The 23,736-nt window shown below is 69.9% G+C and carries 25 protein-coding genes; 14 read left to right on the top strand and 11 right to left on the bottom strand.

Features of this window, described 5'->3' with window-relative positions:
* Positions 1–52 precede the first annotated feature (52 nt).
* From hemE to hemL, 11 genes are all read left to right on the top strand, one after another.
* Positions 53–1,177, top strand: coding sequence for a uroporphyrinogen decarboxylase (gene hemE, locus ACYVGI_RS13010; protein ID WP_460633037.1), 1,125 nt, complete (start codon positions 53–55; stop codon positions 1,175–1,177).
* Positions 1,174–2,739 carry a protoporphyrinogen oxidase gene (hemG, locus tag ACYVGI_RS13005; RefSeq protein WP_460633036.1) on the top strand — a complete coding sequence of 522 codons (1,566 nt, stop codon included), beginning with the start codon at positions 1,174–1,176 and terminating at the stop codon, positions 2,737–2,739. The genes hemE and hemG overlap by 4 nt, the downstream gene beginning before the upstream one ends.
* A gap of 15 nt (positions 2,740–2,754) precedes the next feature.
* Complete coding sequence (locus tag ACYVGI_RS13000; RefSeq protein ID WP_460633035.1) at positions 2,755–3,081, top strand: hypothetical protein; 327 nt, start codon at positions 2,755–2,757, stop codon at positions 3,079–3,081.
* 25 nt (positions 3,082–3,106) lie between these two features.
* A complete protein-coding gene (locus ACYVGI_RS12995) occupies positions 3,107–3,517 on the top strand; it encodes a phage holin family protein (protein ID WP_460633034.1) in 411 nt (136 codons plus the stop codon).
* Complete coding sequence (locus ACYVGI_RS12990; protein WP_460633033.1) at positions 3,507–3,722, top strand: DUF3618 domain-containing protein; 216 nt, start codon at positions 3,507–3,509, stop codon at positions 3,720–3,722. Before ACYVGI_RS12995 ends, ACYVGI_RS12990 begins: the two co-directional genes overlap by 11 nt.
* A 50-nt stretch (positions 3,723–3,772) precedes the next feature.
* On the top strand, positions 3,773–4,519 hold the full coding sequence (gene hemQ, locus ACYVGI_RS12985; protein WP_460633032.1) for a hydrogen peroxide-dependent heme synthase: 747 nt from the start codon (positions 3,773–3,775) through the stop codon (positions 4,517–4,519).
* On the top strand, positions 4,516–5,697 hold the full coding sequence (locus tag ACYVGI_RS12980) for a ferrochelatase (RefSeq protein ID WP_460633031.1): 1,182 nt from the start codon (positions 4,516–4,518) through the stop codon (positions 5,695–5,697). The genes hemQ and ACYVGI_RS12980 overlap by 4 nt, the downstream gene beginning before the upstream one ends.
* Positions 5,694–6,695, top strand: coding sequence for a hydroxymethylbilane synthase (hemC, locus tag ACYVGI_RS12975; RefSeq protein ID WP_460633030.1), 1,002 nt, complete (start codon positions 5,694–5,696; stop codon positions 6,693–6,695). Before ACYVGI_RS12980 ends, hemC begins: the two co-directional genes overlap by 4 nt.
* Entirely contained in the window at positions 6,692–7,489 is a 798-nt protein-coding gene (locus ACYVGI_RS12970; RefSeq protein WP_460633029.1) for a uroporphyrinogen-III synthase, read from the top strand. The genes hemC and ACYVGI_RS12970 overlap by 4 nt, the downstream gene beginning before the upstream one ends.
* A 167-nt stretch (positions 7,490–7,656) precedes the next feature.
* Positions 7,657–8,583, top strand: coding sequence for a porphobilinogen synthase (gene hemB / locus ACYVGI_RS12965; RefSeq protein WP_460633028.1), 927 nt, complete (start codon positions 7,657–7,659; stop codon positions 8,581–8,583).
* Positions 8,580–9,920: a glutamate-1-semialdehyde 2,1-aminomutase gene (hemL, locus tag ACYVGI_RS12960; protein WP_460633027.1), complete on the top strand. Its 1,341-nt coding sequence runs from the start codon at positions 8,580–8,582 to the stop codon at positions 9,918–9,920. Before hemB ends, hemL begins: the two co-directional genes overlap by 4 nt.
* Before the next feature lie 75 nt (positions 9,921–9,995).
* Here the strand turns inward: hemL and ACYVGI_RS12955 are convergent, their stop codons facing one another.
* The 6 genes from ACYVGI_RS12955 to ACYVGI_RS12930 all read right to left on the bottom strand — a co-directional run bounded on the left by ACYVGI_RS12955 (position 9,996) and on the right by ACYVGI_RS12930 (position 15,863).
* Positions 9,996–10,790, bottom strand: a complete 795-nt coding sequence (locus ACYVGI_RS12955; protein WP_460633026.1) for an alpha/beta fold hydrolase — start codon at positions 10,788–10,790, stop codon at positions 9,996–9,998.
* 82 nt (positions 10,791–10,872) lie between these two features.
* Positions 10,873–11,109, bottom strand: coding sequence for a hypothetical protein (locus ACYVGI_RS12950; protein WP_460633025.1), 237 nt, complete (start codon positions 11,107–11,109; stop codon positions 10,873–10,875).
* A gap of 101 nt (positions 11,110–11,210) precedes the next feature.
* The gene (locus ACYVGI_RS12945; RefSeq protein WP_460633024.1) at positions 11,211–12,461 is read right to left on the bottom strand and encodes a sugar ABC transporter permease; all 1,251 of its coding nucleotides are present in this window, start codon (positions 12,459–12,461) and stop codon (positions 11,211–11,213) included.
* A complete protein-coding gene (locus ACYVGI_RS12940; protein ID WP_460633052.1) occupies positions 12,458–13,291 on the bottom strand; it encodes an ATP-binding cassette domain-containing protein in 834 nt (277 codons plus the stop codon). Before ACYVGI_RS12940 ends, ACYVGI_RS12945 begins: the two co-directional genes overlap by 4 nt.
* Before the next feature lie 129 nt (positions 13,292–13,420).
* Positions 13,421–14,533, bottom strand: a complete 1,113-nt coding sequence (locus ACYVGI_RS12935) for a sugar ABC transporter substrate-binding protein (RefSeq protein WP_460633023.1) — start codon at positions 14,531–14,533, stop codon at positions 13,421–13,423.
* A 148-nt stretch (positions 14,534–14,681) separates the two neighbouring features.
* A complete protein-coding gene (locus ACYVGI_RS12930; RefSeq protein WP_055896680.1) occupies positions 14,682–15,863 on the bottom strand; it encodes an ROK family transcriptional regulator in 1,182 nt (393 codons plus the stop codon).
* Between the two features lie 122 nt (positions 15,864–15,985).
* Between ACYVGI_RS12930 and ACYVGI_RS12925 the strand changes: the two genes are divergently transcribed.
* Positions 15,986–16,372, top strand: a complete 387-nt coding sequence (locus ACYVGI_RS12925) for a hypothetical protein (protein ID WP_460633022.1) — start codon at positions 15,986–15,988, stop codon at positions 16,370–16,372.
* 265 nt (positions 16,373–16,637) lie between these two features.
* Here ACYVGI_RS12925 and ACYVGI_RS12920 read toward each other — a convergent pair whose 3' ends face one another.
* Positions 16,638–17,018 carry a DUF1304 domain-containing protein gene (locus ACYVGI_RS12920; RefSeq protein ID WP_460633021.1) on the bottom strand — a complete coding sequence of 127 codons (381 nt, stop codon included), beginning with the start codon at positions 17,016–17,018 and terminating at the stop codon, positions 16,638–16,640.
* 24 nt (positions 17,019–17,042) lie between these two features.
* Here ACYVGI_RS12920 and ACYVGI_RS12915 point away from each other — a divergent pair, with 24 nt between their 5' ends.
* A complete protein-coding gene (locus ACYVGI_RS12915; protein WP_460633020.1) occupies positions 17,043–18,263 on the top strand; it encodes an FAD-dependent oxidoreductase in 1,221 nt (406 codons plus the stop codon).
* 42 nt (positions 18,264–18,305) lie between these two features.
* On the opposite strand, the gene ACYVGI_RS12910 is transcribed toward ACYVGI_RS12915, so the two are convergent.
* From ACYVGI_RS12910 to ACYVGI_RS12900, 3 genes are all read right to left on the bottom strand, one after another.
* Positions 18,306–18,686 carry a DUF1304 domain-containing protein gene (locus ACYVGI_RS12910; protein ID WP_460633019.1) on the bottom strand — a complete coding sequence of 127 codons (381 nt, stop codon included), beginning with the start codon at positions 18,684–18,686 and terminating at the stop codon, positions 18,306–18,308.
* Positions 18,687–18,721: 35 nt separating this feature from the next.
* Positions 18,722–19,744 (bottom strand): acrylyl-CoA reductase (NADPH), encoded by a 1,023-nt coding sequence (acuI, locus tag ACYVGI_RS12905; protein WP_460633018.1) that lies wholly within the window; start codon positions 19,742–19,744, stop codon positions 18,722–18,724.
* 128 nt (positions 19,745–19,872) lie between these two features.
* Complete coding sequence (locus ACYVGI_RS12900) at positions 19,873–20,649, bottom strand: isocitrate lyase/PEP mutase family protein (protein WP_460633017.1); 777 nt, start codon at positions 20,647–20,649, stop codon at positions 19,873–19,875.
* Between the two features lie 74 nt (positions 20,650–20,723).
* On the opposite strand from ACYVGI_RS12900, the gene ACYVGI_RS12895 reads away from it, so the two are divergent.
* Positions 20,724–22,163, top strand: coding sequence for an LssY C-terminal domain-containing protein (locus tag ACYVGI_RS12895; RefSeq protein ID WP_460633016.1), 1,440 nt, complete (start codon positions 20,724–20,726; stop codon positions 22,161–22,163).
* Here the strand turns inward: ACYVGI_RS12895 and ACYVGI_RS12890 are convergent.
* Positions 22,156–23,736, bottom strand: a complete 1,581-nt coding sequence (locus ACYVGI_RS12890; RefSeq protein ID WP_460633015.1) for a Na+/H+ antiporter — start codon at positions 23,734–23,736, stop codon at positions 22,156–22,158. The genes ACYVGI_RS12895 and ACYVGI_RS12890 overlap by 8 nt on opposite strands.

Raw genomic sequence — 23,736 nt, 5'->3', positions numbered from 1 at the left:
CCTCAGGACGGGCGCTCAGGTTGGATTCCCTGCACTTTGGCAGAATCAAGGGGTGAACACCCTCGACCCGTCCCATCCGCTCGCCGCAGGGCGCACCGCATCCAGTCGTCTCGTCCGCGCATATCAGGGGGAGCGGCAGGAGGTGACACCCGTCTGGTTCATGCGCCAGGCCGGACGCTCGCTCCCCGAATACCGCGAGCTGCGGGTCGGCACCCGGATGCTCGACGCCTGCCTCGACCCTGCGCTCGCCAGCGAGATCACGCTGCAGCCCGTGCGCCGTCACGGCGTCGACGCCGGCATCTTCTTCAGCGACATCGTCATCCCGCTGCGCCTCGCCGGCGTGGATGTGGACATCGTGCCGGGCAAGGGCCCTGTGCTCGGCAGCCCGGTGCGCACCTCCGCCGACGTCGACAGGCTCACCGCGATCGACCCTGCATCGCTCGACGCCGAGGTGTTCGCGCCCATCGTCGAGGCTGTGCGCCTCACCATCGCCGAGCTGGGCGACACCCCGCTGATCGGCTTCGCGGGCGCCCCGTTCACCCTCGCGGCGTACCTGGTCGAGGGCGGCCCGTCCAAGGACCACATCCGCGCCCGCACCCTGATGCACGCAGACCCTGCTGCGTGGGCGAAGCTCATGGCGTGGACGGCGGACGTCACCGGCGCGTTCCTCCGCGCCCAGGTGCTCGCGGGCGCGAGCGCAGCCCAGCTCTTCGACTCGTGGGCGGGTTCGCTCTCGCTGCAGGACTACACGGAGCACGTCGCGCCCGCATCCACCAGGGCGCTGTCGCACGTGCGCGACCTCACCTACGAGGCGGCGGCCGTGGATGCTGCGGGCGGCGAGACGCAGACGCGCAACGTCCCGATCGTGCACTTCGGCGTCGGCACGGGCGAGCTGCTGAAGGCGATGCACGAGGTCGGGGCCGACGTCGTCGGCATCGACTACCGCATCCCGCTGGACGAGGCGAGCCGCAGGCTGGGTCATGTCGTGCCGATCCAGGGCAACATCGACCCCGCGATGCTCGACGCACCGTGGGAGGTTCTGGAGGCGCACGTCGTCGACGTGCTGGAGCGCGGCGTGGATGCGCCGGCGCACGTCCTCAACCTCGGCCACGGCGTTCCGCCGGAGACCGACCCCACCGTGCTCACCCGCCTGGTCGAGTTCGTCCACAGCCGATGAGCGACCTGCCTGGCACGGACAGCAGCGCCGACGACCCCGGCAGCGCCGACGGTCCCGGCAGCACCGACGAGATCCGCCGCGCCGTCGAGGCGCCACCGACGCGCGTCGTGGTGATCGGCGGCGGCATGGCGGGGCTCGTCGCCGCACGCGACTGCGCCAGGCCGGGCTTCGCTGTGACGCTGCTCGAAGCCTCGGACGCCTTCGGCGGCTCGGTCGCGTCGCTCGACGTCGGCGGCATCACGGTCGACGCGGGCGCGGAGAGCTTCGCCACCCGCGGCGGGCACGTCGCCGCGCTGATCGACGAGCTCGGGCTCGCGGGCGACGTCGTCCAGCCGAACCCGGCCGGTGCGTGGGTGCGCTACGGCTCGCGCACGGTTCCGCTGCCGAAGGCGGGGCTGCTGGGCATCCCGAGTTCGCCGCTGGCCACCGACGTGGTCGCTGCGATCGGCTGGGGAGGCGCCCTCCGCGCCTACCTGGACAGGCTCATGCCCGTGCTGACCATCGGCAAGGAGAAGCGCCTCGGCGTCCTGGTGCGCAAGCGCATGGGCCAGAAGGTGCTCGACCGACTCGTCGCGCCCGTCGCGACCGGTGTGTACTCCGCCCAGCCGGACGACCTCGACGTGGATGTGGTCGCTCCCGGCCTCAACACCGCGCTCACCAGGCACGGCTCGCTCTCCGGAGCGGTCGGGGAGCTGCGGGCCAACGCGAAAGCCGGCAGCGCGGTCGGTGGCGTCGCAGGCGGGATGTGGCGTCTCCCCGCTGCGCTCGCGGACGCCATCGCGGAGCACGGCGGCGTGCTGCGCACCGGGGCGCAGGTCGTCGCGGTCGAGCCGTGGGCGGCTCAGGAGCCTGTCGACGAGGGTGGCGAAGCTGACACCCTCCCCGCCCGCTGGACCGTGCGTCTCGCCGGCGGCGAAGAGCTCCCGGCCGACGTGGTCATCCTCGCCGCCCCGGCTCCCGCATCCCTCGCTCTGATGGCCACCGCCTCACCGGATCTCGCGCCCCTCGCCGCCCTCGACTGGCCGCCCGCGTCGAGCGTCGAGCTGGTCACGCTCGTCCTCACCGACGAGCGTCTGGCCGCCGCGCCCCGCGGCACGGGCGTTCTCGTCTCGGACGCGGAGAGCTCGGACGTCCGCGCGAAGGCCATGACGCACTCGACGGCGAAGTGGGCCTGGCTCGCGGAAGCCGCAGGACAGGGGATGCACGTCGTCCGCCTCTCGTACGGCAGGGCGGGCAAGGCGTCGGAGACCGCCGACCTCGACGACGACGCGCTGCGCGCGATAGCCGTGGCCGACGCAGCAGCACTCCTGGACATTCCGCTGACGGAATCCCACGTCGCCGCCTTCGCCCGCACCCGCTGGACGAACGCCCTCCCGTACGCCGCTCTCGGCGAGGGTGAGCGAATCGCCCGGGTTCGCGCCGAAGCAGCGGAGGTCGAGGGTCTGGAGGTCACCGGCTCCTGGCTGACCGGCACCGGTCTCGCAGCCGTCATCCCGGATGCGCGCACATCGGCCGAGCGGGCCAGGGGTCTACGCTGGAAGGCACTGACCGAGAACCTTTGACGAACGGGGTGCGCAATGCGCGGAAAGCTTCTCTTCATCGCCGGAGCCGTTGTGGGGTATGTCCTCGGCACGCGGGCGGGCCGGAAGCGCTACGAGCAGATCAAGGCCGCCGCAGCCAAAGTCTGGGAGTCCGAAGGCATCCAGAAGCAGGTGAACGCGGTCGAGGACTTCGTCGTCGCGAAGGCAGGCGAGGTGCCGGGCGCCGTGATCGACGGAACCAAGAAGCTCATCGCGCAGGCCAATAAGCGTCGCCAGGAGTCCAAGGCGCCCGTGCCGGCTCCTGCCGCGGAGGCTGCCGTGAAGGCGGCAGACGGCTCCGCGCCCGACGCAGGCCGGGTTTGAGCGAAGCAGGAGTACGGTGACGGGTATGACTGACGACGAACGCGCAGGCTCGCGATCGCTGTTCGCGCTGATCGCCGACCTGCCGCGGCTGCTCATCGAGCTGCTGAAGGCCGAACTCGCCCACCTCAAGGCAGAGTTCGCCGAGAAGGCGAAATATGCCGGTGTCGGCATAGGCCTCTTCGCCGTGGCTGCCGGGTTCGTCTTCTTCGCGCTCGGCACGCTGGTCGCCGCGGCGATCCTCGGGCTGGCCGTCGTGCTGCCGGGCTGGCTGTCCGCGCTGATCGTGTTCGTGGCACTGCTCCTCATCGCCGTTGTGCTCGCGCTGTTCGGCGTCGCATCGTTCAAGAAGATGAACGGTGTCGCTCCGAGCCAGACGATCGACAGCATCAAGGAGGACACCGAGGCGTTCAAGGGGATGGGCAAGTATGACAACTGACACCAGCGACGTGCAGCGGGCCCGCAACGAGCTCGCCGCCACCCTCGCCGCCATCGAGTACAAGCTCAACGTCCCCAAGCGCACAGCGGAACGCGTCGAACGCCTCCGCACGGACAACCCACTGGCGCTGATCGGCATCGCCGTGGCCGCCGCCGTCGCGGTCGCCGGAGTGGTCTGGCTGATCGTCCGCTCCGTCTCGAAGTGAGCGCCGACGCGGTTTTGGCTCTCACAGGTTTGAGAGGGAGACTGTGAGGTATGACTAACCCGGCTGCCGCACCGGCAGATTCGAGCGCCCCCCACGAAACACCGGCACCATCCGACGCCGACTCGCCCAGCGGCTTCACACTCTGGGCTGTCCTGCGTCGCGACCCTGCCCGCCCCGACGACCTCGACGGCACCGACGTGCCGCGTGCCGTCAAGGAACTCGAGGGCGTCATCGCCGACCTCGAGCTGCAGAACGTGACCACCCGCGGTCTCTACGACGTCTCCGGCCTCCGCGCCGACGCCGACCTCATGATCTGGATTCACGGCCCGGAGGCGCACACCCTGCAGTGGGCGCTGCGCCAGCTCCGCCGCACCCGACTGCTCAAGGCGCTGCTCCCCACCTGGAACGCCATGGGCGTCCACCGCGACGCCGAGTTCAACAAGTCGCACGTCCCCGGCTTCCTGCGTGGCAAGGAGGCGAAGGAGTGGCTCACGGTCTACCCGTTCGTCCGCAGCTACGAGTGGTATCTGCTCCCGGATGAGGAGCGCGGCAAGATGCTCGCAGAGCACGGTCGCAAGGGCGCCGCGTTCCGTTCGGTCCTCGCCAACACCGTCGCGTCGTTCGCGCTCGGCGACTACGAGTGGATCCTCCCGCTCGAGTCGGACGAGCTGACCGACCTCGTCGACCTGATGCGCGACCTCCGCCAGACGGATGCGCGCAGGCACGTCCGCGAGGAAGTCCCGTTCTTCACCGGTCGCCGGGTGCAGCCCGCCGAGCTCGTGGAGGTCCTGCAGTGACCGACGTCGACACCACGGCGCACGTGCTCGGCGCCACCCCGGCCGCCGCTGCCGGCCCGGAGCACGTCACGGAGCCTGTCGCGTATGACGCGATCCTGCTCGCAGGGTTCGGCGGCCCGGAGGGTCAGGACGACGTCATCCCGTTCCTTCGCAACGTGACCCGCGGACGCGGCATCCCGGAGGAGCGCCTCGAAGAGGTCGCCCACCACTACCGCCACTTCGGCGGCGTGAGCCCGATCAACGACCAGAATCGCGAACTCAAGGCGGCGCTGGAGGCCGAGCTCGCATCCCGTGGCATCGACCTGCCCGTGCTGTGGGGAAACCGCAACTGGGACCCGTACCTCAAGGACGCCCTGAACGAGGCGAACGAGCGCGGGCTCACGAAGATCATCGCCATCGCCACGAGCGCGTACTCGTCATATTCGAGCTGCCGCCAGTACCGCGAGGACTTCGCGATGGCGCTGGAGGAAACCGGGCTCGATGGCGTCATCCAGATCGACAAGGTGCGCCAGTTCTTCGATCACCCCGGCTTCGTCGAGCCGTTCATCGAGGGCGTGCGCAACGGCCTGGCCGAGATCGTGCAGAAGGTTCCTGGAATCGACCCGGCCACCGAGGTCGAGATCCTGTTCTCGACCCACTCCATCCCGTCGGTGGACGCAGCCAAGTCCGGTCCGGCAGCGCGCGGCTTCGGCGAGGGCGGCGCGTACGCAGCGCAGCACCTCGCAGTCGCAGAGGTCGTGGCGCAGGCCGCGACCGACGGCGTGGTGAAGTGGCAGCTCGTCTACCAGTCGCGTTCCGGCCCTCCGTCGATGCCGTGGCTGGAACCCGACATCAACGACGCCATCGCCGAGTTGCCCGCCACGGGCGTCCGCGCGGTCATCATCGTGCCGCTCGGCTTCGTCAGCGACCACATGGAAGTGCTCTGGGACCTCGACAACGAGGCCATGGAGTCCAGTGAGGAGAACGGCCTCATCGCCGTTCGCGTCCCGACCCCCGGCACGCATCACGCATACGTGAAGGGCCTCGTCGACCTCGTGCTCGAACGCCGCGACGGGGTCCCCGTCGACCAGCGTCCGGCGATGACGTCACTCGGCCCCTGGTACGACGTGTGCCGACCGGGATGTTGCGAGAACGCCAGGCTCGGCTTCAAACCGGCCGCTGCGGGGCTCGCGCCGTGACCGGCACAGTGAGCCGCGCATCCGGAGCCGTCGAGCGCCGCGACGGGGTGCTGCGCGTCGGCACCCGCGGCAGCGCTCTGGCTGTCGCGCAGACCACCGTCGTCGCCAACGCCATTGCGAAGGCGACCGGCCGCGACGTCGAGCTGATCACCGTGACGACCCACGGCGACGTCTCGAGGGACTCGCTCTCCGAACTCGGCGGCACCGGTGTCTTCGCCAGCGCGCTCCGGGATGCGCTGCTCGCCGACGAGTGCGACCTCATCGTCCACTCGCTCAAAGACCTGCCCACCGCTCCTGTGAACGGCCTCGTCATCGGCGCCGTGCCGAAGCGGGCGGATGCGCGCGACACGCTCTGCGCCCGCGACGGGCTCACGCTCGACACTCTGCCGGACGGTGCGCGCGTCGGCACCGGCTCTCCGCGCCGCGTCGCCCAGCTCAAGTCGCAACGTCCCGACCTCGACGTGGTCGACATCCGCGGCAACGTCGACACCAGGCTCGGCCGCGTCGCCGACGGTGACCTCGACGCCGTGGTGCTCGCCGCCGCCGGCCTCGCCAGGCTCGGCCGCTCCGATGCCGCCACCGACTTCTTCCCGCTGTCGAACGTTCCGACGGCGCCCGGTCAGGGCGCGCTCGCGATCGAGGTGCGCGCGGGAGACGAGAAGGGCCGGGGTCCGATCGCCGCCGCGCTGTCCGCCGTCGACCACGTCACCACCCACGCGTGCGTCACCGCCGAGCGGTACGTGCTCGCTGGACTCGAAGCCGGATGCGCCGCTCCGATCGGCGCGACCGCTATCGTGGACGACGGACTGCTCTTCCTCACCGCCACGGTCTACCGCCCTGACGGATCGGAGCGGCTGACCGCATCCCATGCCGCCACCCCGGAATCGATGAGCGCGCGACACCTCGACGAGGCGGCACGCGACGTCGGCCAACGGGTGGTGGACGAACTGCTCGGCGCGGGGGCCGCCGACCTTGCACCGCTCGGGAGCACGCGATGACCACCCCTTCCGCTTCTGCGAAACCGCTCGCCGGCTGGCGCGTCCTCGTGCCGCGCGGCGGCCCGTGGGGCGACTCCGTCGCCGCCGATCTGCGGTCGAAGGGCGCATCGCCGATCGTCGCCGCGATGATCAACTTCGCGCCGACGGCGGACGCGCCCGCCCTCGAAGCCGCGCTCACCCGTTTGGCCGCCGGCGAGTTCGACTGGATGACCGTGACGAGCGCGACCACCGTGGATGTGCTGAGCGCGCAGCGCGTCGTCGTGCCGCCGACCACCAGGGTCGCCGCCGTCGGTGAGACGACCGCGGCCGCTCTGGTCGCCGCAGGCTACAAGGTCGACCTGGTTCCGTCCGAGGACAACTCGGCCCGCGGCCTGCTCGCCGAGTGGGAGGCCGCGACCGCCGGCGTCGTCCCGCTGCGCGTGCTGACGCTGCGCTCCGAGATCGCGAAGCCTCTCCTCACCGAGGGGTTGAAGCGCATCGGCCACGACGTCGAGTCCGTCGTCGCATACCGGACCATCGGCGTCGCCGTGCCGGAGAACGTTGTGCGGGATGTGGCAGACGGGCTCGTGCAGGCCATCCTCGTCACGTCCGGCTCTGTGGCGGAGCAGGTCCAGAAGCAGCTCGGCCCCATCCCGGAGTCGACGCTCGTGGCCGCCATCGGCCCGCAGACCGCCCGCGATGCCCGCGAGTTCGGTCTCCGCGTCGACGTGATCGCCGCCGAGCGCACCGCCTCCTCCCTCATCGACTCCCTCGTCGCCGCCTCCACCTCGACCCCCACCTCCGACCCCTCATAATCGAGCCCAGCCTTTTTCACGCTATTCGGCCCGCTTACGGTGAAAAACCCTGGGCTCGATGGCTTGGGAAGCTGGGAGGGGGCTCAGTCGGGGGCGCGTAGGCTTGTGGGGTGAGTGACGTGACGCATCCTGTTGTCCGACCACGACGCCTCCGGCAGTCTCCTGCCATGCGCCGTCTGACCTCTGAGACACGGCTGCACGCCAGTGAGCTCATCCTCCCGATGTTCGTGCGGGAGGGTGTCAGCGAGGCGCTGCCCATCCAGTCGATGCCGGGCGTCGTTCAGCACAGCATCGACTCGCTGAAGCGGGCCGCGACCGAGGCCGCAGAGGCCGGAGTCGGCGGCGTCATGCTCTTCGGCGTGCCGGAGACCAGGGATGCGACGGGAACCGCCGCGACCGACCCGGACGGCATCCTCAACGTGGCCACCGCGGCACTGGCCGCCGAGGTCGGCGACGCGCTCGTCGTGCAGACCGACCTGTGCCTCGACGAGTTCACCGACCACGGCCACTGCGGCGTCCTGGATGCGCAGGGCCACGTCGACAACGACGCCACCCTCCTCCGCTACCGCGACATGGCTGTCGCACAGGCCGACGCTGGCTCGCAGCTCCTCGGCCTGAGCGGCATGATGGACGGCCAGGTCGCGGCCGTGCGCGACGCGCTCGACACCGCGGGGCACACCGACACCGTCATCCTCGCGTACGCGGCCAAGTACGCCTCCGCGTTCTACGGCCCGTTCCGCGAGGCCGTGGACTCGCAGCTCTCCGGCGACCGCCGCGCCTACCAGCAGGACCCGGCCAACCGCCGCGAGGGCCTGCGCGAGGCGCGCCTCGACCTGGAGGAGGGCGCTGACATCCTCATGGTCAAGCCCGCCCTCAGCTACCTCGATGTGCTGAGCGACGTCGCCGCGATCAGCGACGTGCCGGTCTGGGCCTATCAGGTGTCCGGCGAGTACGCGATGGTCGAGGCGGCAGCGGCGAACGGCTGGATCGACCGCCGCCGCATCGTCGAGGAGACGCTGATCGGCGCGCGCAGGGCGGGAGCGGACGCCGTCATGACCTACTGGGCGACCGAGGTCGCGAGGTGGCTGCGATGAGCGACGCACAGGCCCTGGCCGATGGCGCCGCGATCGGAGACGTGAACCTCGCGCAGTTCGAGCGCGCCCAGCGCGTGATCCCCGGTGGCGTCAACTCGCCTGTCCGCGCCTTCCGTTCCGTGGGCGGCACTCCGCGCTTCATGGTGTCCGCCAGCGGTCCGTACATAACGGATGCGCAGGGCAGGGAGTATGTGGACCTCGTGGCGTCGTGGGGTCCCGCGATCCTCGGCCACGCGCATCCACAGGTCGTCGCCGCCGTGCAGGCCGCCGCCGCCCGCGGGCTCTCGTTCGGCGCGTCGACGCCCGCGGAGACCGAGCTGGCCGAGGCCGTGCTGGCCCGCGTGCCGTTCATCGAGAAGCTGCGGCTCGTCTCGACCGGCACGGAGGCGACCATGACCGCCATCCGGCTCGCCCGTGGTTTCACCGGCCGCCCGCTGCTGATCAAGTTCGCCGGGCACTACCACGGCCACTCGGACAGCCTGCTCGCCGAGGCGGGCTCCGGCCTCGCGACGCTCGCCCTGCCCGGCTCGGCCGGCGTCACCGAGGCGACTGCCGCCCAGACGCTCGTGCTCCCGTACAACGACCTGGATGCGGTGCGCGCCGTGTTCGAGACGCACGGTCCTGACATCGCCGCCGTCATCACCGAGGCCGCCGCCGCGAACATGGGCGTCGTCGCGCCGGACCCCGGTTTCAACGCCGCTCTGACCGACCTCGCGCACGAGTTCGGCGCTCTGCTCATCCTCGACGAGGTGCTGACCGGCTTCCGCGTGAGCGAGGCGGGTTTCTGGGGCCTCGACCGCGGGTACACCCCCGACCTCGTGACGTTCGGCAAGGTCATCGGGGGCGGGATGCCTCTCGCTGCCCTGGGTGGCCGAGCCGAGCTGATGGACTTCCTCGCGCCGACCGGCCCCGTGTACCAGGCGGGAACGCTGTCCGGGAACCCGGTGGCCGTCGCTGCCGGACTGGCCACGCTCTCGCTGGCCGACGACGCCGTCTACGACCGGCTCGACCGCGTCGCGGAGACGGTGTCGTCCGCGGTGTCCGATGCGCTCGGCGCTGCCGGTGTCGCGCACCGCGTGCAACGTGCAGGCAACCTGTTCAGCTTCGTGTTCGGCGACTTCGCGGAGGCCCCGCGCACGTACGCCGAGGTGCAGCGCCAGGAGGCGTACCGCTACCGCGACTTCTTCCACGCGATGCTCGATGCGGGCGTCTCGCTGCCGCCGAGCGTCTTCGAGGCGTGGTTCGTGACGGCGGCCCACGACGACGCGGCCGTCGACCGCATCCTGTCGGCGCTGCCCGCCGCCGCTGCGGCCGCCGCGGCCGCGCGCCCGGCCTAGCCCTGCCCGCCTACGAGATACCAGTAACTGTCGCGAAACGCGCGGGATGCGCGACAGTTACTGGCATCTCGCGACTCACCGGCCCGTGAGGGTGAGGAACCGGGTGAGGTGGGCGGCGACCACCTCGGGGGAGACGTCGTGCGTCTGGCCCTCCGCCTCCTCGAAGACCGCGCCGGGGATGGCCGCCGCCAGCTCGCGGGCGCCGTACTGCAGGAAGCCGGGGCTCGCGCCGCCCGCCAGCGTCAGCACCGGGATGCTCAGCTCGGCCACCACGTCGGCGGGCACGGCGCTGTCTCCCATCGCCGCGTCGTCGTAGGCGAGCGTCGGCGCGATCGCCTCCAGCCCTGGCCAGGCGGGCGAGCCGCGCATCCCGTCGATGGCCGCGGGCGGCATCCCGACCCGCCCCAGGAACAGCGCAACCGCGTCGCCGCGCCGCCCGTCCGCCAGCGCCGACGTCAGGTCGGCCGTGTACTGCCGTGCGCCGTCCCGTGCGCCCTCCGGCATGAGCGGCGGCTCGTAGAGCACGATGCCCGCGATCCGCTCCGGCCCGAGTGCCGCCGCGGCACGCAGCAGCAGCATCGCACCGGACGACATCCCGAACGCGTACGCCGGGGCGCCGACGGCCGTGACAAGGGCGTCGATGTCCTCGATCTCGCGCTCGACGGCGAAGGGCAGTGTGTCCGTGCTCTCGCCGCGTCCGCGTCTGTCGTAGGCGACCGCGGTGAACGCGCCGGAGAGCTCGTCCGCCAGCCTGCTCGCCGATCCTCCTGCACGGGATGCGGTCGCGCCGTCCACGAGGAGAAGCGTCGGCCCGCTGCCGACCGCGTCGTACCCGATGGTGGTCCCGTCCGCAGAACTCGTGGTGCTCATCCGCTTCTCCTTCGCATCATCCCGGTGTGACGAACGTGTGACGAACCGGCGCCGAACGTGCGCGACGACGGATGCGACCTCGTCACACGTCGGCGTCCGCCGCCGCCCTCTGCACCGACTCGACGAACGAGTACGTCGCCTCGTTCGGCCAGCCGTCCGCATCCACCAGGGCGAACACGTCGAACGTGAGCTGCCCTCCGCCCCCGGCCGGGCGCCGCAGCGTGCGCGGCGGGGCGTCGGAGGCCGCACGCACCGTGACCGTCTGCGGCGGGGCATCCCGTCGCAGCAGCCGGGCGTGGAAGGTGGTCGTGCGGGTCACAACGTCCACCATCTCACAGACCGTCGCCGCGCGGTCAGCCCTCGTGCGAAAGGTGCGGTCGCAGCCCTCGCGACCGCACCTTTCGCACGACTCGTGCCCGGCTACGCCTGGCCGTGCGAGGCGCGCGACCGCCGCGAGAGCGAGTCGATGATGACCGCGAGCAGCAGCACGGCGCCGGTGATCATGAAGCGGATCGACGAGTCGAGGTTGAGCAGCGTGAGGCCGCTGGAGATCGACTGGATGACCAGGATGCCGAGCAGGGCGGACCACGCGCTTCCACGTCCGCCGAAGAGGCTGGTGCCGCCGATGACCGCCGCCGCGATCGCGTTCAGGTTGGTGTCCGTCCCGCCGCTGCCCGCGCTCACCGACGCCAGCCTGGCAGCCGCGAGCAGGCCGCCGACCGCCGCGAACGTCGAACACAGGATGAACACCGAGATGTAGACCCGGTTGACCTTGATACCGGCGCGACGCGCCGCCTCCACCGAGCCGCCGACCGCGAAGACCGACCGTCCCCAGCGGGTGCGGGTGAGGAAGAAGTTCATCACGACGACCAGGATCACGAAGAACAGGAACATCGCACCCGTTCCGCGGTCCGTCGACAGGTACCAGACGCTGATCCCGAGCGCCAGCAGCAGGAGCACGGCCTTCACGAGCATGACCGTCATCGACCCCTGCGAGAGCCCGGCCTTGCGGCGGCGCTCCGAACGGCGCCAGTCGGAGAGGAACATCCCGACCGCCGCGATCACGACCAGCGCGTACGCGGCCCACGGCGGGAGGAAGGTCTGCTGCGCGAACTGCACGATCCAGGAGTCGAACGGGATGTTGATGGAACTGTTCGGCCCGAGCACCCAGAGCTGCAGGCCCAGGAAGCCGAGCAGACCGGCGAGCGTGATGACGAACGACGGCACTCCGAATCGGGTGAACAGGATGCCGTACAGCAATCCGACCAGGACGCCCGCGAGGATCGCGCCGATCACGGCCACGATGAGCGGCCAGTGCAACTGCGTCAGCCCGACGCCCATGATCGCCGCGGCGAGACCGCTGACCGACCCGACGGACAGGTCGATCTGGCCGAGCAGCAGCACCAGCACGATGCCGATCGAGATGGTGCCGACCGCCGCGCACTGCAGGGTGAGGTTCACCAGGTTGTTCGCGGAGAGGAAGTTCGGGTTCAGGATCTGGAACACCGCCCAGATCACGATGAGGCCGACCACCACAGGGAGCGAGCCGAGGTCGCCGCCGCGCACGCGCGTCCCGAACGACTTGACCGCGCCGCCCAGCCCCTCGTTGCGGATGAGGCGTTCGTCCTGCAGGTCGGCAGCGACCTCCGCGGGCGTCTCTGTCTTGGTCATGCGTCCGCACTCCGTTCGGTGAGCTGCTCTACTTCTTCGCTGAGGCGCTCGGCGCGGCGCGCGACGACGTTGTCCGTGGCGCCCGTGATGGCCGAGATGATCTCCTCGTAGCTGACGTCCGGCACACGGAACGTGCCGTTGTTGCGGCCGAGGCGCAGCACGGCCACGCGGTCGGCAACCGCCTGCACGTCCGCCATGTTGTGGCTGATCAGCACCACGCCGAGCCCGCGCTCGCGCAGCCGCTCGATCAGGTTGAGCACCTCGGCGGTCTGGGCGACGCCGAGGGCGGCCGTCGGCTCGTCGAGGATGACCACGCGCGGCTCGCCGATCAGGGAGCGCGCGATGGCGACGGTCTGCCGCTGACCGCCGGAGAGCGAGGCGACGGCGATCCGCACCGACGGGATGCGCGCGGAGAGCTGCCTGAGCAGGCTCCACGAGCGCTTCTCCATCTCCTCCTCGTCGAGCGTGCCGTGGGTGATCTCGCGGCCGAGGAAGAGGTTGGAGACCACATCCAGGTTGTCACAGAGCGCGAGGTCCTGGAACACGGTCGCGATGCCGAGTTCCCGCGACGCCGACGGTGACGGGATGCTCACCCTGTCGCCGTCGAACGTCACGGTTCCCGCATCCTGGGGATGCACGCCGGCGAGGATCTTGACGAGGGTCGACTTGCCTGCGCCGTTGTCGCCGACGATCGCGACGACCTCACCTGGGTAGACATCGAGGTCGATGTCGGTGAGAGCTTGGACGGCGCCGAAGCCTTTCGAGATCCCACGGAGGGAGAGGACGGGTTGGCGCGTCGACCGTTCGGGTTCAGCGACGGCGGATTCCATCGTCACGGCGTTCTCCTTTGAGCTGGAAGGCGGTGCTTGTATTGCGTGTATTCGTCTGTGAAAAGGGTAGAGCGGAATCGGCCTGGCCGGGGGATGCGAGGTGCGCATCCCCCGGCCAGGCCCAGGAGGTTACTTGATGCCGTACTTGTCGCACGCTGCCTTGTAGTCGGCGGTGCAGATCTTCGCGGCGGAGTCGGAACCGTAGAACTCGTCTTTGACGACCGTGCTCTCGATGTTGTCCGTCGTGACGGCGACCGGGGTCAGCAGGAACGACTGGATGGCTGCGCCACCCGCCGTGTTGACCTTCGTGTCACCAGCCGGCTTCTTGCCGTTGACGAGGTCGATGGCCAACTGGGCCGCCTTCTCCGCCTCGGGCTGGATCGCCTTGTAGACCGTCATGTACTGGTCGCCTGCGAGGATGCGCTGGATGCCTGCGAGCTCTGCGTCCTGACCGGTGACCGGCGGGATCGGGCTCACGTTGGCGGCCTTGAGGGCGGCGATGGCGCCTCCACCGGTTCCGTCATTGGCGGCGTACACGGCCTTGATCTGGCTGCCGAACTGCGTGATCTGACCCGACACCCAGTTCTGGGCCTGTGCAGGGTCCCATCCTGGTGTGTCGTACTCGGCGAGCACCTTGTAGCCGCTGGAGTCGATGACGCTGTGCGCACCCTTCTTGAAGAGGGTCGCGTTGTTGTCGGTCGGCGAGCCGTTGACCATCAGGATGCCTGCGCCCGTTGCGACGCCGTCCTTCTTGAGCTTGTCGACCAGCGCGGTTGCCTGGAGCTGTCCGACCTTCTCGTTGTCGAACGAGATGTAGTAGCTGCTGTCCGGGCTGTTGATCAGGCGGTCGTAGGAGATGACCGGCACGTTCTTCGCCTTGGCCTCTCCGACGATGGATGCTGCGGCCTCACCGTCGAACGGGTCGAGGACGAGCACCTTGACGCCCTGGGTCAGCATGGACTCTGCCTGCTGCTGCTGCTTGCTCGCGTCGCCGTCGGCGTTCGCGTAGAGCACCTTGCAGCCGGAGCAGAGGTCCTTGATCTTGGCTTCGAAGAAGGGCTTGTCCGCCGCTTCGTACCTCGCGGTGACGGAGTCGGGGAGGAGGAGGCCGATCTGGGCGGAGCTTGCTCCCGCGGTTGAGCTGGAGGAGCTGCCAGACCCGTTGGAACACGCCGTGAGTGTTCCGGCTGTGAGCAGGATCGCGGCCGTCGCGATGACCGCTCTCGTGGTGGCGATCTTCATTGAAAAACCTCCGATTCGAGACCGCCATCGTTGGCGGCTGGGTTGAGTGTTGCAGGTGGGTGACTTGTCGTCAAGAGTTGAAGCCAATGGATTCGATAACGAATAGACACGCATTCGGGGGAGGGGTAGAGCGTGGCTGAGAGCCTGCTCAGACAGCGGCGTCCGTCGGGGTGATGTTCACGCAGTCGACGGCATACGCCACGGCGCCGAGCGTGGCGGCCCTTGTCCCGAGCTGACCCTGCACGATGTCGGGCATCAGGTCCTCGTTGACGATGATCGATCGCTCCACCGCGTGCCGCATCGGGCCGAGCAGCAGCTCTCCGGCCCTGGCCAGCTCTCCGCCGACGATCACGCGCTCCGGATCGACCAGATTGCACAGGTTGGCCGTCGCGATGCCGATGTGCTTGCCGGCGTCGGCGATGGCCCGGATGCATCGTGCATCCCCTGCCATCGCCTGGATGACCACATCGCCCAGTTTGAGGCTGCCGAGGTGATCGCGCAGTTCGTCGAGGATGGCGGGTCCGCCGGCGATGGCCTCCAGGCAGCCGCGGTTGCCGCACCGGCAGAGCGGCCCGTTCTCGCGGATCGTGGTGTGGCCGAACTCGCCGGCGACGCCGTTGAACCCGCGGTACACCTGCCCGTTCAGGATGAGGCCGGCGCCGATCCCGTCGCCGAGATCGAGGGTGATCGTGTTGCGCTTGCCGCGGCCTGCGCCGAGCCTCGACTCCGCCAGCGCCGTGAGGTTGGCGGCGTTGTCGATGAACACGGGGCGCTTGAGCCTGCGCTCCATCACCTCGGCGACTTGCACGCCGTCCCAGCCGCGCATGATGCCGCTGCGTGCGATCGTCCCGCTCGCCCTGTCGAGGGGCGCGGGGAGCGCGATGCCGACGGCGAGCACTTCGTCGCGGCCCGCATCCACGGATTCGAGCATGTCGGTGAGCAGCAGGGAGACCTTGTCGAGCTCGTTGTCGGCGCGGTGATCCTTGGCGAGCGGCATGTGGTTCTCGGCGACGACCGTGTGCGCGACGTCGGCGAGGGCGATCCGCATGTGCCTGGTGGAGAAGTGCACGCCCACCACAAGGCCGAGCGCGTGCGCCAGCGTGACGTGCTGAGCGCGGCGGCCGCTCCGGATGCTCTGAGCGGTATGCAGGACGCCGGAGGTCGACAGTTCCTTCACGATGTTGGACACGGTCGCGGGGGAGAGACCGGTCGCGCCGGCCAGCTCGACCTGTGTCAGCCCGCCGTGCTTCTTGATGGCGTCGACAATCCGCGCCCGGTTGGCTTCACGAAGTGAAGTCTGCGAACCCGGTGTCCGCCGCTGCGTTGCCACGATGAGCAGAATACATGCCCCGTGGACGAGGGGTGATGGTGTGTGGAAACCACCGACCGAAGGGTTATCTCTTTGTGAGGATTCCGCCCGCACGATCCGGTGCCCGCTGGCAGGATAGAAGCATGGCCGATATGCACGTTCACCCCGACCGACTTGAGATCCACCTCACGCCGGCGGAGAAGGTGCTCGCGCTGAAGCGCGACGATCTCGTCGTCCCGAGGGAGAGCATCCGGTCGGTGGCGATCACGGAAGACCCGTGGATCTGGATTCGCGGCATCCGTGCGCCAGGTGCGGCCGTGCCGCTGACGCTCTCCGTCGGGACCTGGAAGTTCCACGGAGGCAAGGACTTCCTGCTCATCAAGGGCAAACAGCGCGCGGCCGTGGTGATCGACCTGGAGGGCGAGGAGTACTCGCGCATCATCGTCTCCACCCCGCACGCCACGAAACTCGTCGAGGCGCTCAGGGTCGACGCCACCGGCACGCCCGCCCCCGGCGAGACCACCCTCTAGCCGCACCCGCCGCCCCCGCCCCCCGCGCGCGCCGCCGCCCCCGCACGAGTCGTGCGAAACGTGCGCTCGAACGCGCCCGCACCGCACCTTTCGCACGAGCCGCCCCCGCACGAGTCGTGCGAAACGTGCGCTCGGACGCGCGTGCACCGCACCTTTCGCACGAGCCAACCCGCACGAGCCGCCCCCGCACGAGTCGTGCGAAACGTGCGCTCGAACGCGCCCGCACCGCACCTTTCGCACGAGCCGCCGCGGCGCCGCGGCGCCGCTACGCGATCACGAGCAGGATCAGCCCGGCCAGCGGCAGCACGCCCTGGATGAGGGCGGCCCGCACATACGCGCGTCCGGTGGTGACGAGCACCACCGCGGCGAGCACCATGCACACCGCCGAGAAGAACACGATCCCGAACCCGACCTCGCGCAGCGTCGTCCAGTAGAGCACCAGCCCGACCGCTGCTCCGCCCGCCAGGAACAGGTTGTAGAACCCCTGGTTGTACGCCATCGCCCGCACCGTGTCCGCATCCCGCTGGTTGGCGACGCCGAACCGGCGCCACACCCCTGGCGACGACCACAGCACGCTCTCCATGGTGAAGAACACCAGGTGCACGATGGCAGCCGCGGCGATCAGTATGGAACCGATGATGGCCATGCGAGTGAGCATACGCTGGGCACTATGCAAGCCGTCCAGAGTTCCTGTGTGATCGCCGGAGGCGGTCCAGCCGGCATGATGCTCGGCCTCATCCTCGCGAGGGCCGGGCTCGACGTGGTGGTGCTGGAGAAGCACGCCGACTTCTTCCGCGACTTCCGCGGCGACACCGTCCACCCGTCCACGATCACCGTCCTCGGCGAGCTCGGGCTCCGCGACCGCTTCCTCGGCCTGCCGCACACGACCATCCGGACTCTGGATGCGGTGATCAACGGCACCAGGCTGCATCCCATCGACTTCGGGATGCTCCCGCCACCCGACGACTTCCTGGTGATGGCGCCGCAGTGGGACTTCCTCGACTTCCTCGCGGCCGAGGCGGCGGCGCTCCCCGGCTTCCAGTTGCGGATGCAGACGGAGGCGGTCGGTCTCATCCAGGAGGACGGCGTGGTGCGCGGTGTGACGGCCCGCGGTCCGGACGGCGACGTCGAGCTCCGTGCCTCACTGACCGTGGCGGCTGACGGCCGCGACTCGACCCTCCGGGATGCGGCCGGCCTGCGCCCTCGCCGGTTCGGCGTGCCGATCGACGTGCTCTGGTTCCGCGTTCCCAAGCCCGCGGTGGTGCCGCCGAGCACGCTCGCGTACATCGACCAGCGCTCCATGGTGATCACCATCGATCGGGGCGAATACTTCCAGACCGGCATGATCATCGAGAAGGGCGGCTTCGACGCGCTGAAGCAGGCCGGCCTTCCGCACTTCCACAGGGTGCTCGGCGAGGTGGCTCCTGTGCTCGCTCCCGTGGCGGACGCGATCGCCTCCTGGGACGACGTGAAGCTGCTCTCGGTGCAGATCAACCGCCTCGACCGCTGGTTCCGTTCGGGGTTCCTGGCGATCGGAGACGCCGCCCACGCGATGTCGCCCGCGTTCGGGGTCGGCGTGAACTACGCGGTGCAGGATGCGGTCGCCGCCGCCAACGCGGTCGCGGCGCCCCTCCGCTCCGGCCCTGTCGACCTGCGCGTGCTCGCCGCCGTGCAGGCGCGGCGCCTCCCGCCCGTCGCGCGGATGCAGCGGCTGCAGTTGACGGCGCACGAGTTCATCGGACGCCCGGGCGGCGCGGCGCGGCTGCCCGACCCGCTGCCCGCCCCGTTGCGCGGGCTGCTCGCGGCGGCGATGCCCGTCGCCCGCAGGGTCAGCGCGCGGGTGATCGGCCGCGGGTTCCTGCCGGAGCACGTGGCGCCGGAGCTGCGGTGACGTGCGCAGCTGGGGGTGGTGCTGCTGCTGCTGCGGCTGCGCTCAGGACAGCAGCATCAGGATGAACCCGAGCAGCGGAAGGATGCCCTGGATGAGCGCCGGCCGAAGGTAGCCGCGCCCGGTCGTGACGAGCACGACCGACGCCGCGAACATGCTCGCGGTGCTGAACAGGATGAGCGCCAGCCCGGCGTCGTGCATCCCCACCCCGTACAGGATCAGCCCGACGATGGCACCGATGGCGAGGAACAGGTTGTAGAACCCCTGGTTGTACGCCATCGGCCGCGTGGTGTCCGCCGCCTCCTGCGACGCGACGCCGAACCGCTTCCACACCGCCGGCCGCGTCCACCCGACGCTCTCCATCACGAAGATGGCGATGTGCAGCGCTGCGGCAAGGGTGACGACCACGGTCGCGAGGACGATCATGCGGTCAGCATAACGGCGCCTCTGTTCCGGCAGGGTCAGGCGCGCACATCCACCACGGTCCGCCCGTGCAGCTTCCCCGCCAGCAGCTCCTCTGCCGCGCCGATGGTCTCGGCGAGCGGGATGAACGCCGTCATCGCCGCCAGCGACTCCGTGTCCAGGTCGGTCGCCAGTCGCCGCCACGCCGTCTCCCGCAGCGCGATCGGCGCTTCGACCGAGTTGATGCCGACCAGTGTCACGCCGCGCAGGATGAACGGCATCACCGTCGCGGGCAGGTCGGACCCCTGGGAGAGCCCACAGGCCGTGACGGTGCCGCCGTAGCCGGTCTGCGCGAGCGCGTTGGCGAGCGTGTGGCTGCCGACCGCATCCACCACCCCGGCCCAGCGCTGCCGTTGCAGCGGCTTGCCGGGATCGCTGAGCTCTGCCCGGTCGATGATCGCGCTCGCTCCGAGATCGGTCAGGTAGTCCGCCTGTTCCTCCGGCCGTCCGGTGGATGCGGTAACCGGGTAACCCAGTTTCGCCAGCAGCGCGACGGCGACAGACCCCACCCCGCCCGCCGCTCCTGTCACGAGCACACTGGAGCCGGCGTCCGCGACAGTATGCGGATCGAGCCCGTTGCGTTCCAGCGCGAGCACCGACAGCATCGCCGTGAACCCCGCCGTCCCGATGGCGGCGGCCTGCTCACTGCTCAGAACGTCCGGCACGCGCACCAGTGCATCCCCGCGCACCCGAGCACGCTCGGACAGCCCGCCGTGGTGCGACTCGCCGATTCCGTCGCCGTTCAGCACCACACGGTCGCCGGGCCGCCACCGTTCGTCCGCCGACTCCTCGACGACCCCGACCAGGTCGATCCCCGGAATGAGCGGCGTGGTCCTGGCAACGCCCGGACGCCCGCCGATGGCGAGCGCATCCTTGAAGTTGAGGTCGGAGTACTCGACGGCGACGGTCACATCCCCCGCCATGAGGAAGGCATCCGTCACCCGCCGAACCTCCGCGGTGTGCGCGACGATCCGTCCCGACTCGGTCTCCTGCTCGATCACGATGGCCCGGAAATCAGTCATGCGCTTCACCATACGCCGCCCCGTGGATGCGCCACCCGGCGCCACCCGGCGGCACCCGGCGCTACCCGGCGGCACCCGGGTGCCACCCGGCGCCACCCGGCGGCACCCGGCGGCGGCGCCCACGCCCGCTAGTTCAGCACCCGCACCCCGTCGGGCAGCGCCCCGCCCGCGTAGAGCGCGCTCGCCGCATCCTGCAGCGCCGTCAGCGCGAGGCGCTGCGTCCAGGGACCGTATGACACGCGCGCCACCTCCAGCTCCTGCAGCCGTGCGGGCGCCACCGACCCCGGCACCCCGATCACGCTCAGCTTCCGCGGCCCCAGCCCGCCGACGAGCTGCTCGATGACCGTCTCGTCGAGCAACCCGGGCACGAACACGCAGGTCGCCCCTTCGTCGAGGAATGCCCGTCCCCGTTCGATCGCCTCCCGCGTCTTCTCTGCGGCCGGCCGCGGGTCGTCTCCGAGGAACACGTCGGTGCGCGCGTTCAGGGCGAACCGCACCCCTTCGGCCTCCGCCCCCGCGACGGCCGCGCGCACCGCTGCGACGGCCTCGTCGAAGGGCCGGTGGGCGTCTTCGAGGTTCGCCCCGACGGCGCCGACTCCGATCGCCCGCCGAATCGTGCTCCCCGGGTCGCCGTATCCCGCCTCAAGGTCGGCGCTGACGGGCAGGTCGGTCGCTTCGACGATGCGACCGATGGCCGCGAGCATCAGGTCGAGCGGGATCCGCTCGCCATCATCGTATCCGTGCGACGCCGCGATCGAATGGCTCGCCGTGGCGATGGCGCGCGTCTCGGGGAGCGCCGCGATCGTGCGCGCGCTCACCGCATCCCACACGTTGACGACCTGCAACAGCTCGGGTGCTTCGTGCAGCCGCCGCAGTTCGGCGCCGCGCTTGTCGATTCCAGTCACCCTGTCACCATACGTCCGACGGCTCTGGCCGCGTCTACCTCTGACGCCCGAGCGGGCGGTTCTAGGATGAGCGCATGGCCGAGACGACGGTGACCAAGACGCGGTCGACGACCGCCCGTCGCCGGTCGGTCAACGTGGTCGTGGACAACCTGTTCTTTGTCTTCGGTGGCGCCGCGGCCGTCTGGCTGGCCTGGATCGTCCTGACCGAGAGCTTCTCCTGGGGCTGGTTCCTCATAGCGTTCTTCGTGTTGTTCTGGGTCGTGGTCGCGTATCTGGTGCTTCCGCGTCTGCACCGCATCCTGACGTCGATCTACGTGCCCGACTATTTCATCGGGAGGGCGCGCACCAGCGACGGCCTCCTCGGCGACCCGATCAACCTGGCGGTGCTCGGCACAGAGGCGCAGCTCGACAAGGCGATGACCGAGGCGGGCTGGACCAGGGCCGACGAGGTGACTCTGCGCACGAGCTGGGGGATCATCGCATCCACTCTCTTGCGTCGCAGCTACGACGAAGCTCCCGTGAGCCCGTTGTTCCTGTTCGGCCACCAGCAGGATGTCGCCTACCAGCAGGAGGTCCGCGGCAATCCGTCCAAGCGTCACCATGTGCGGTTCTGGCGTTGCCCGGAGGGCTGGCTGCTCCCCGGAGGTCACGACGCCGACTGGATGGCGGCCGGCACGTTCGACCGCTCCGTGGGCTTCTCCCTGTTCACCCTTCAGATCACGCACAAGATCGACGCGAACACCGACATCGAACGCGACCACATCGTCTCGACCCTGGTGGATGCGCGGATCGGCGTGGACGTGGACGTCATCGAGGATTTCTCCACCGGCTACCACTCCCGCAATGGCGGAGGAGACAGCATCGAGACCGACGGGAACCTGCCGGTGATCGACGTGCGCCCCGTACCGGTGGATGCGGCTGCGATCGCCGTCGCCGACCAGGCGGATGCGCGCCGCGCGGCCAGAGCGCAACTGCGTCCCGTGCCGACGTCGCTCGGCTTCCTGCTCATGCTGCTGCGCACCGTGGCGGGCGGCATCTTCGTGGCTCTGACCGTGATCGACTGGCGCGCCTTCGTCCAGGCTCAGGTGGACGACCCCGGCGTCGCGCTCTCCCCGGACGAGAAGTCGATCGTGCAGGTGGCTCTCGCTGTCGTGATGATCGTCTTCGCTCTCGGCCTGCTGTTCTACCTGCTGCTCGCGGTCCTCGTCTTCCGCGGCAGCAACTGGGCCCGCATCGCGTCGATGTCCTACAGCTCCCTCCTCGTCGTCGTGGCCGCCATCGACTTCTTCAACGGCGGCCCTCAGGTCACCCTCCACAACAACCTGCTCGGCCTCCCTCTCGACATCCTGGTCGTCCTGGCGCTGTCCTCCCAACGCTCCCGCCTCTGGGCCCGTCGCCCGCGCCCCCGCCGTGCCCGCGCGGCGCTCGCCGCCACCGCCACCGCCACCGCGCCCGCCCCCGCCACCGACGAAAGCGTGGCGGGAGACGACACACTCTCGCACCCTCCTACATGAGCCCCTTCTTCGGCCCCGACGACTTCAGAGCCGATTCCTCCGCATCCAGGAACGCCAGCACCGAGCGCACCGCCAGCTCTTGATACCGTCCCTCCGCCCGTGCCTCCAGCACCGCCTGCCGCTCGGCCCTGATCATCGATCGCCGCAGTTTCTGGTACTCGACAGGCACGTTCTCGTTCTCGTTCGGCGACGGGTTCTCGAGCGCGTCCGCAAGGAAGACCGCATTGACTCTGAGGCGCTGCAGCACCCGCTCGTCCTCGTCTCCCGTTACTTGAGAGTCGAGGTGCTCGAGCCCCGCCGTCTGGGCTTCGGCGAGGAGTCGCTGCATCTCGCTCGCCTCCTGCGCGAAGTCGGGAGGCGGCAGCTTCAGCCGTCGGATCACCCACGGAAGCGCGAGCCCTTCCAGCAGCGTGCCCACCACCACCACGAACGCAAGGAACTGCAGGAACTCCTTGTGCGGCGTCGCGTTCGGCAGCAGGAACACGGCGGCGAGCGTCACCACCCCGCGGATGCCCGCGAACGACACCGCGATCCCGGTGGGCCAGTTCCAGCCGCGCTCCCGCAGACGCCGGGGGCCATAGCGGTACAGCGCGGTCGTGAGCACCATCCACGCGAACCGGGCGAGCGAGATCGCGAGCAGCACGACCACGCTGATGACCACCGTCTGCCCCACCGTGATCCCGGACTTGAACGCCCCGGCGAGGATGCCGGACAGCTCCAGCCCGATGAACAGGAACACCGCGTTCTCCAGCAGGAACTGGATCGTGCGCCAGTTGATCGACTCCGCGATCCTCGCCTCCGCGGTCTGGATGGTCGGCGACCGGTAGCCGAGGTACAGCCCGGACACCACGACCGCGAGGATCCCGGACCCGTGCAGGAACTGCGCAGGGATGAACGCCAGGTACGGGGTGATGAGGCCGAGCGACGTGTCCAGCACCGGCGCCCGGAGCTGTTTGCGGATGATGGCGAGCACCCAGCCCACGCCGAGCCCGACCGCGACGCCCACCACCACCGCCAGCACGAAGTCGCCCGCGATGGCCCAGGGGTTTACCACGCTCACGATCGCCGCGATGGTCGCGTTCAGCGCCACGAGCGCGGTGGCGTCGTTGAGCAGGCTCTCGCCCTCGAGCACGGTGACGAGTCGTCTGGGTAAGTGCAGCCGCCCGGCGATCGCCGTCACCGCCACCGTGTCCGTCGGCGCCACCACCGCCCCGAACGCGAACGCCGCCGCGAGCGTGAGCGACGGCACCACCCACCAGGTGGCGAACCCCACCACGACGACCGTGAACACCACCAGCCCCACCGAGAGCAGCAGGATGCCGTCTCGCCTGGCACGCACATCCACGAAGGACGTCTGAATGGATGCGGCGAACAGCAGAGGAGGCAGCAGCCCGTACAGCACGAGCTCCGGTTCCAGCTCGATGTGGGGAACGCCGGGGATGAATGACACCGCCGCCCCGACGACCACCAGCACCACCGGCGCCGACCAGCCGACACGGCGCGACAGACCAGTGACAGTGACCGTGACGAGAACGAACGACACGATCCAGACGATTGTTGCCACCGGATCCAT

It is taken from the genome of Leifsonia lichenia, assembly GCF_054780215.1.
The sequence above is the reverse complement of the archived record's forward strand: the minus strand, read 5'-3'. Positions and strand labels throughout refer to the sequence as shown.

Excerpts from the sequence above, each read along its gene's own strand:
- ACYVGI_RS13000 (WP_460633035.1), top strand. The coding sequence starts at position 2,755 with ATGCGCGGAAAGCTTCTCTTCATCGCCGGAGCCGTTGTGGGGTATGTC.
- ACYVGI_RS12895 (WP_460633016.1), top strand. The coding sequence starts at position 20,724 with ATGGCCGAGACGACGGTGACCAAGACGCGGTCGACGACCGCCCGTCGC.
- ACYVGI_RS12935 (WP_460633023.1), bottom strand. The coding sequence starts at position 14,533 with ATGAAGATCGCCACCACGAGAGCGGTCATCGCGACGGCCGCGATCCTG.
- ACYVGI_RS12990 (WP_460633033.1), top strand. The coding sequence starts at position 3,507 with ATGACAACTGACACCAGCGACGTGCAGCGGGCCCGCAACGAGCTCGCC.
- ACYVGI_RS12970 (WP_460633029.1), top strand. The coding sequence starts at position 6,692 with ATGACCACCCCTTCCGCTTCTGCGAAACCGCTCGCCGGCTGGCGCGTC.
- hemL (WP_460633027.1), top strand. The coding sequence starts at position 8,580 with ATGAGCGACGCACAGGCCCTGGCCGATGGCGCCGCGATCGGAGACGTG.
- ACYVGI_RS12945 (WP_460633024.1), bottom strand. The coding sequence starts at position 12,461 with ATGACCAAGACAGAGACGCCCGCGGAGGTCGCTGCCGACCTGCAGGAC.
- ACYVGI_RS12940 (WP_460633052.1), bottom strand. The coding sequence starts at position 13,291 with ATGGAATCCGCCGTCGCTGAACCCGAACGGTCGACGCGCCAACCCGTC.
- ACYVGI_RS12920 (WP_460633021.1), bottom strand. The coding sequence starts at position 17,018 with ATGGCCATCATCGGTTCCATACTGATCGCCGCGGCTGCCATCGTGCAC.
- ACYVGI_RS12915 (WP_460633020.1), top strand. The coding sequence starts at position 17,043 with ATGCAAGCCGTCCAGAGTTCCTGTGTGATCGCCGGAGGCGGTCCAGCC.
- ACYVGI_RS12995 (WP_460633034.1), top strand. The coding sequence starts at position 3,107 with ATGACTGACGACGAACGCGCAGGCTCGCGATCGCTGTTCGCGCTGATC.
- ACYVGI_RS12925 (WP_460633022.1), top strand. The coding sequence starts at position 15,986 with ATGGCCGATATGCACGTTCACCCCGACCGACTTGAGATCCACCTCACG.
- ACYVGI_RS12910 (WP_460633019.1), bottom strand. The coding sequence starts at position 18,686 with ATGATCGTCCTCGCGACCGTGGTCGTCACCCTTGCCGCAGCGCTGCAC.
- hemB (WP_460633028.1), top strand. The coding sequence starts at position 7,657 with ATGCGCCGTCTGACCTCTGAGACACGGCTGCACGCCAGTGAGCTCATC.
- ACYVGI_RS12890 (WP_460633015.1), bottom strand. The coding sequence starts at position 23,736 with ATGGATCCGGTGGCAACAATCGTCTGGATCGTGTCGTTCGTTCTCGTC.
- acuI (WP_460633018.1), bottom strand. The coding sequence starts at position 19,744 with ATGACTGATTTCCGGGCCATCGTGATCGAGCAGGAGACCGAGTCGGGA.
- ACYVGI_RS12955 (WP_460633026.1), bottom strand. The coding sequence starts at position 10,790 with ATGAGCACCACGAGTTCTGCGGACGGGACCACCATCGGGTACGACGCG.
- hemG (WP_460633036.1), top strand. The coding sequence starts at position 1,174 with ATGAGCGACCTGCCTGGCACGGACAGCAGCGCCGACGACCCCGGCAGC.
- hemQ (WP_460633032.1), top strand. The coding sequence starts at position 3,773 with ATGACTAACCCGGCTGCCGCACCGGCAGATTCGAGCGCCCCCCACGAA.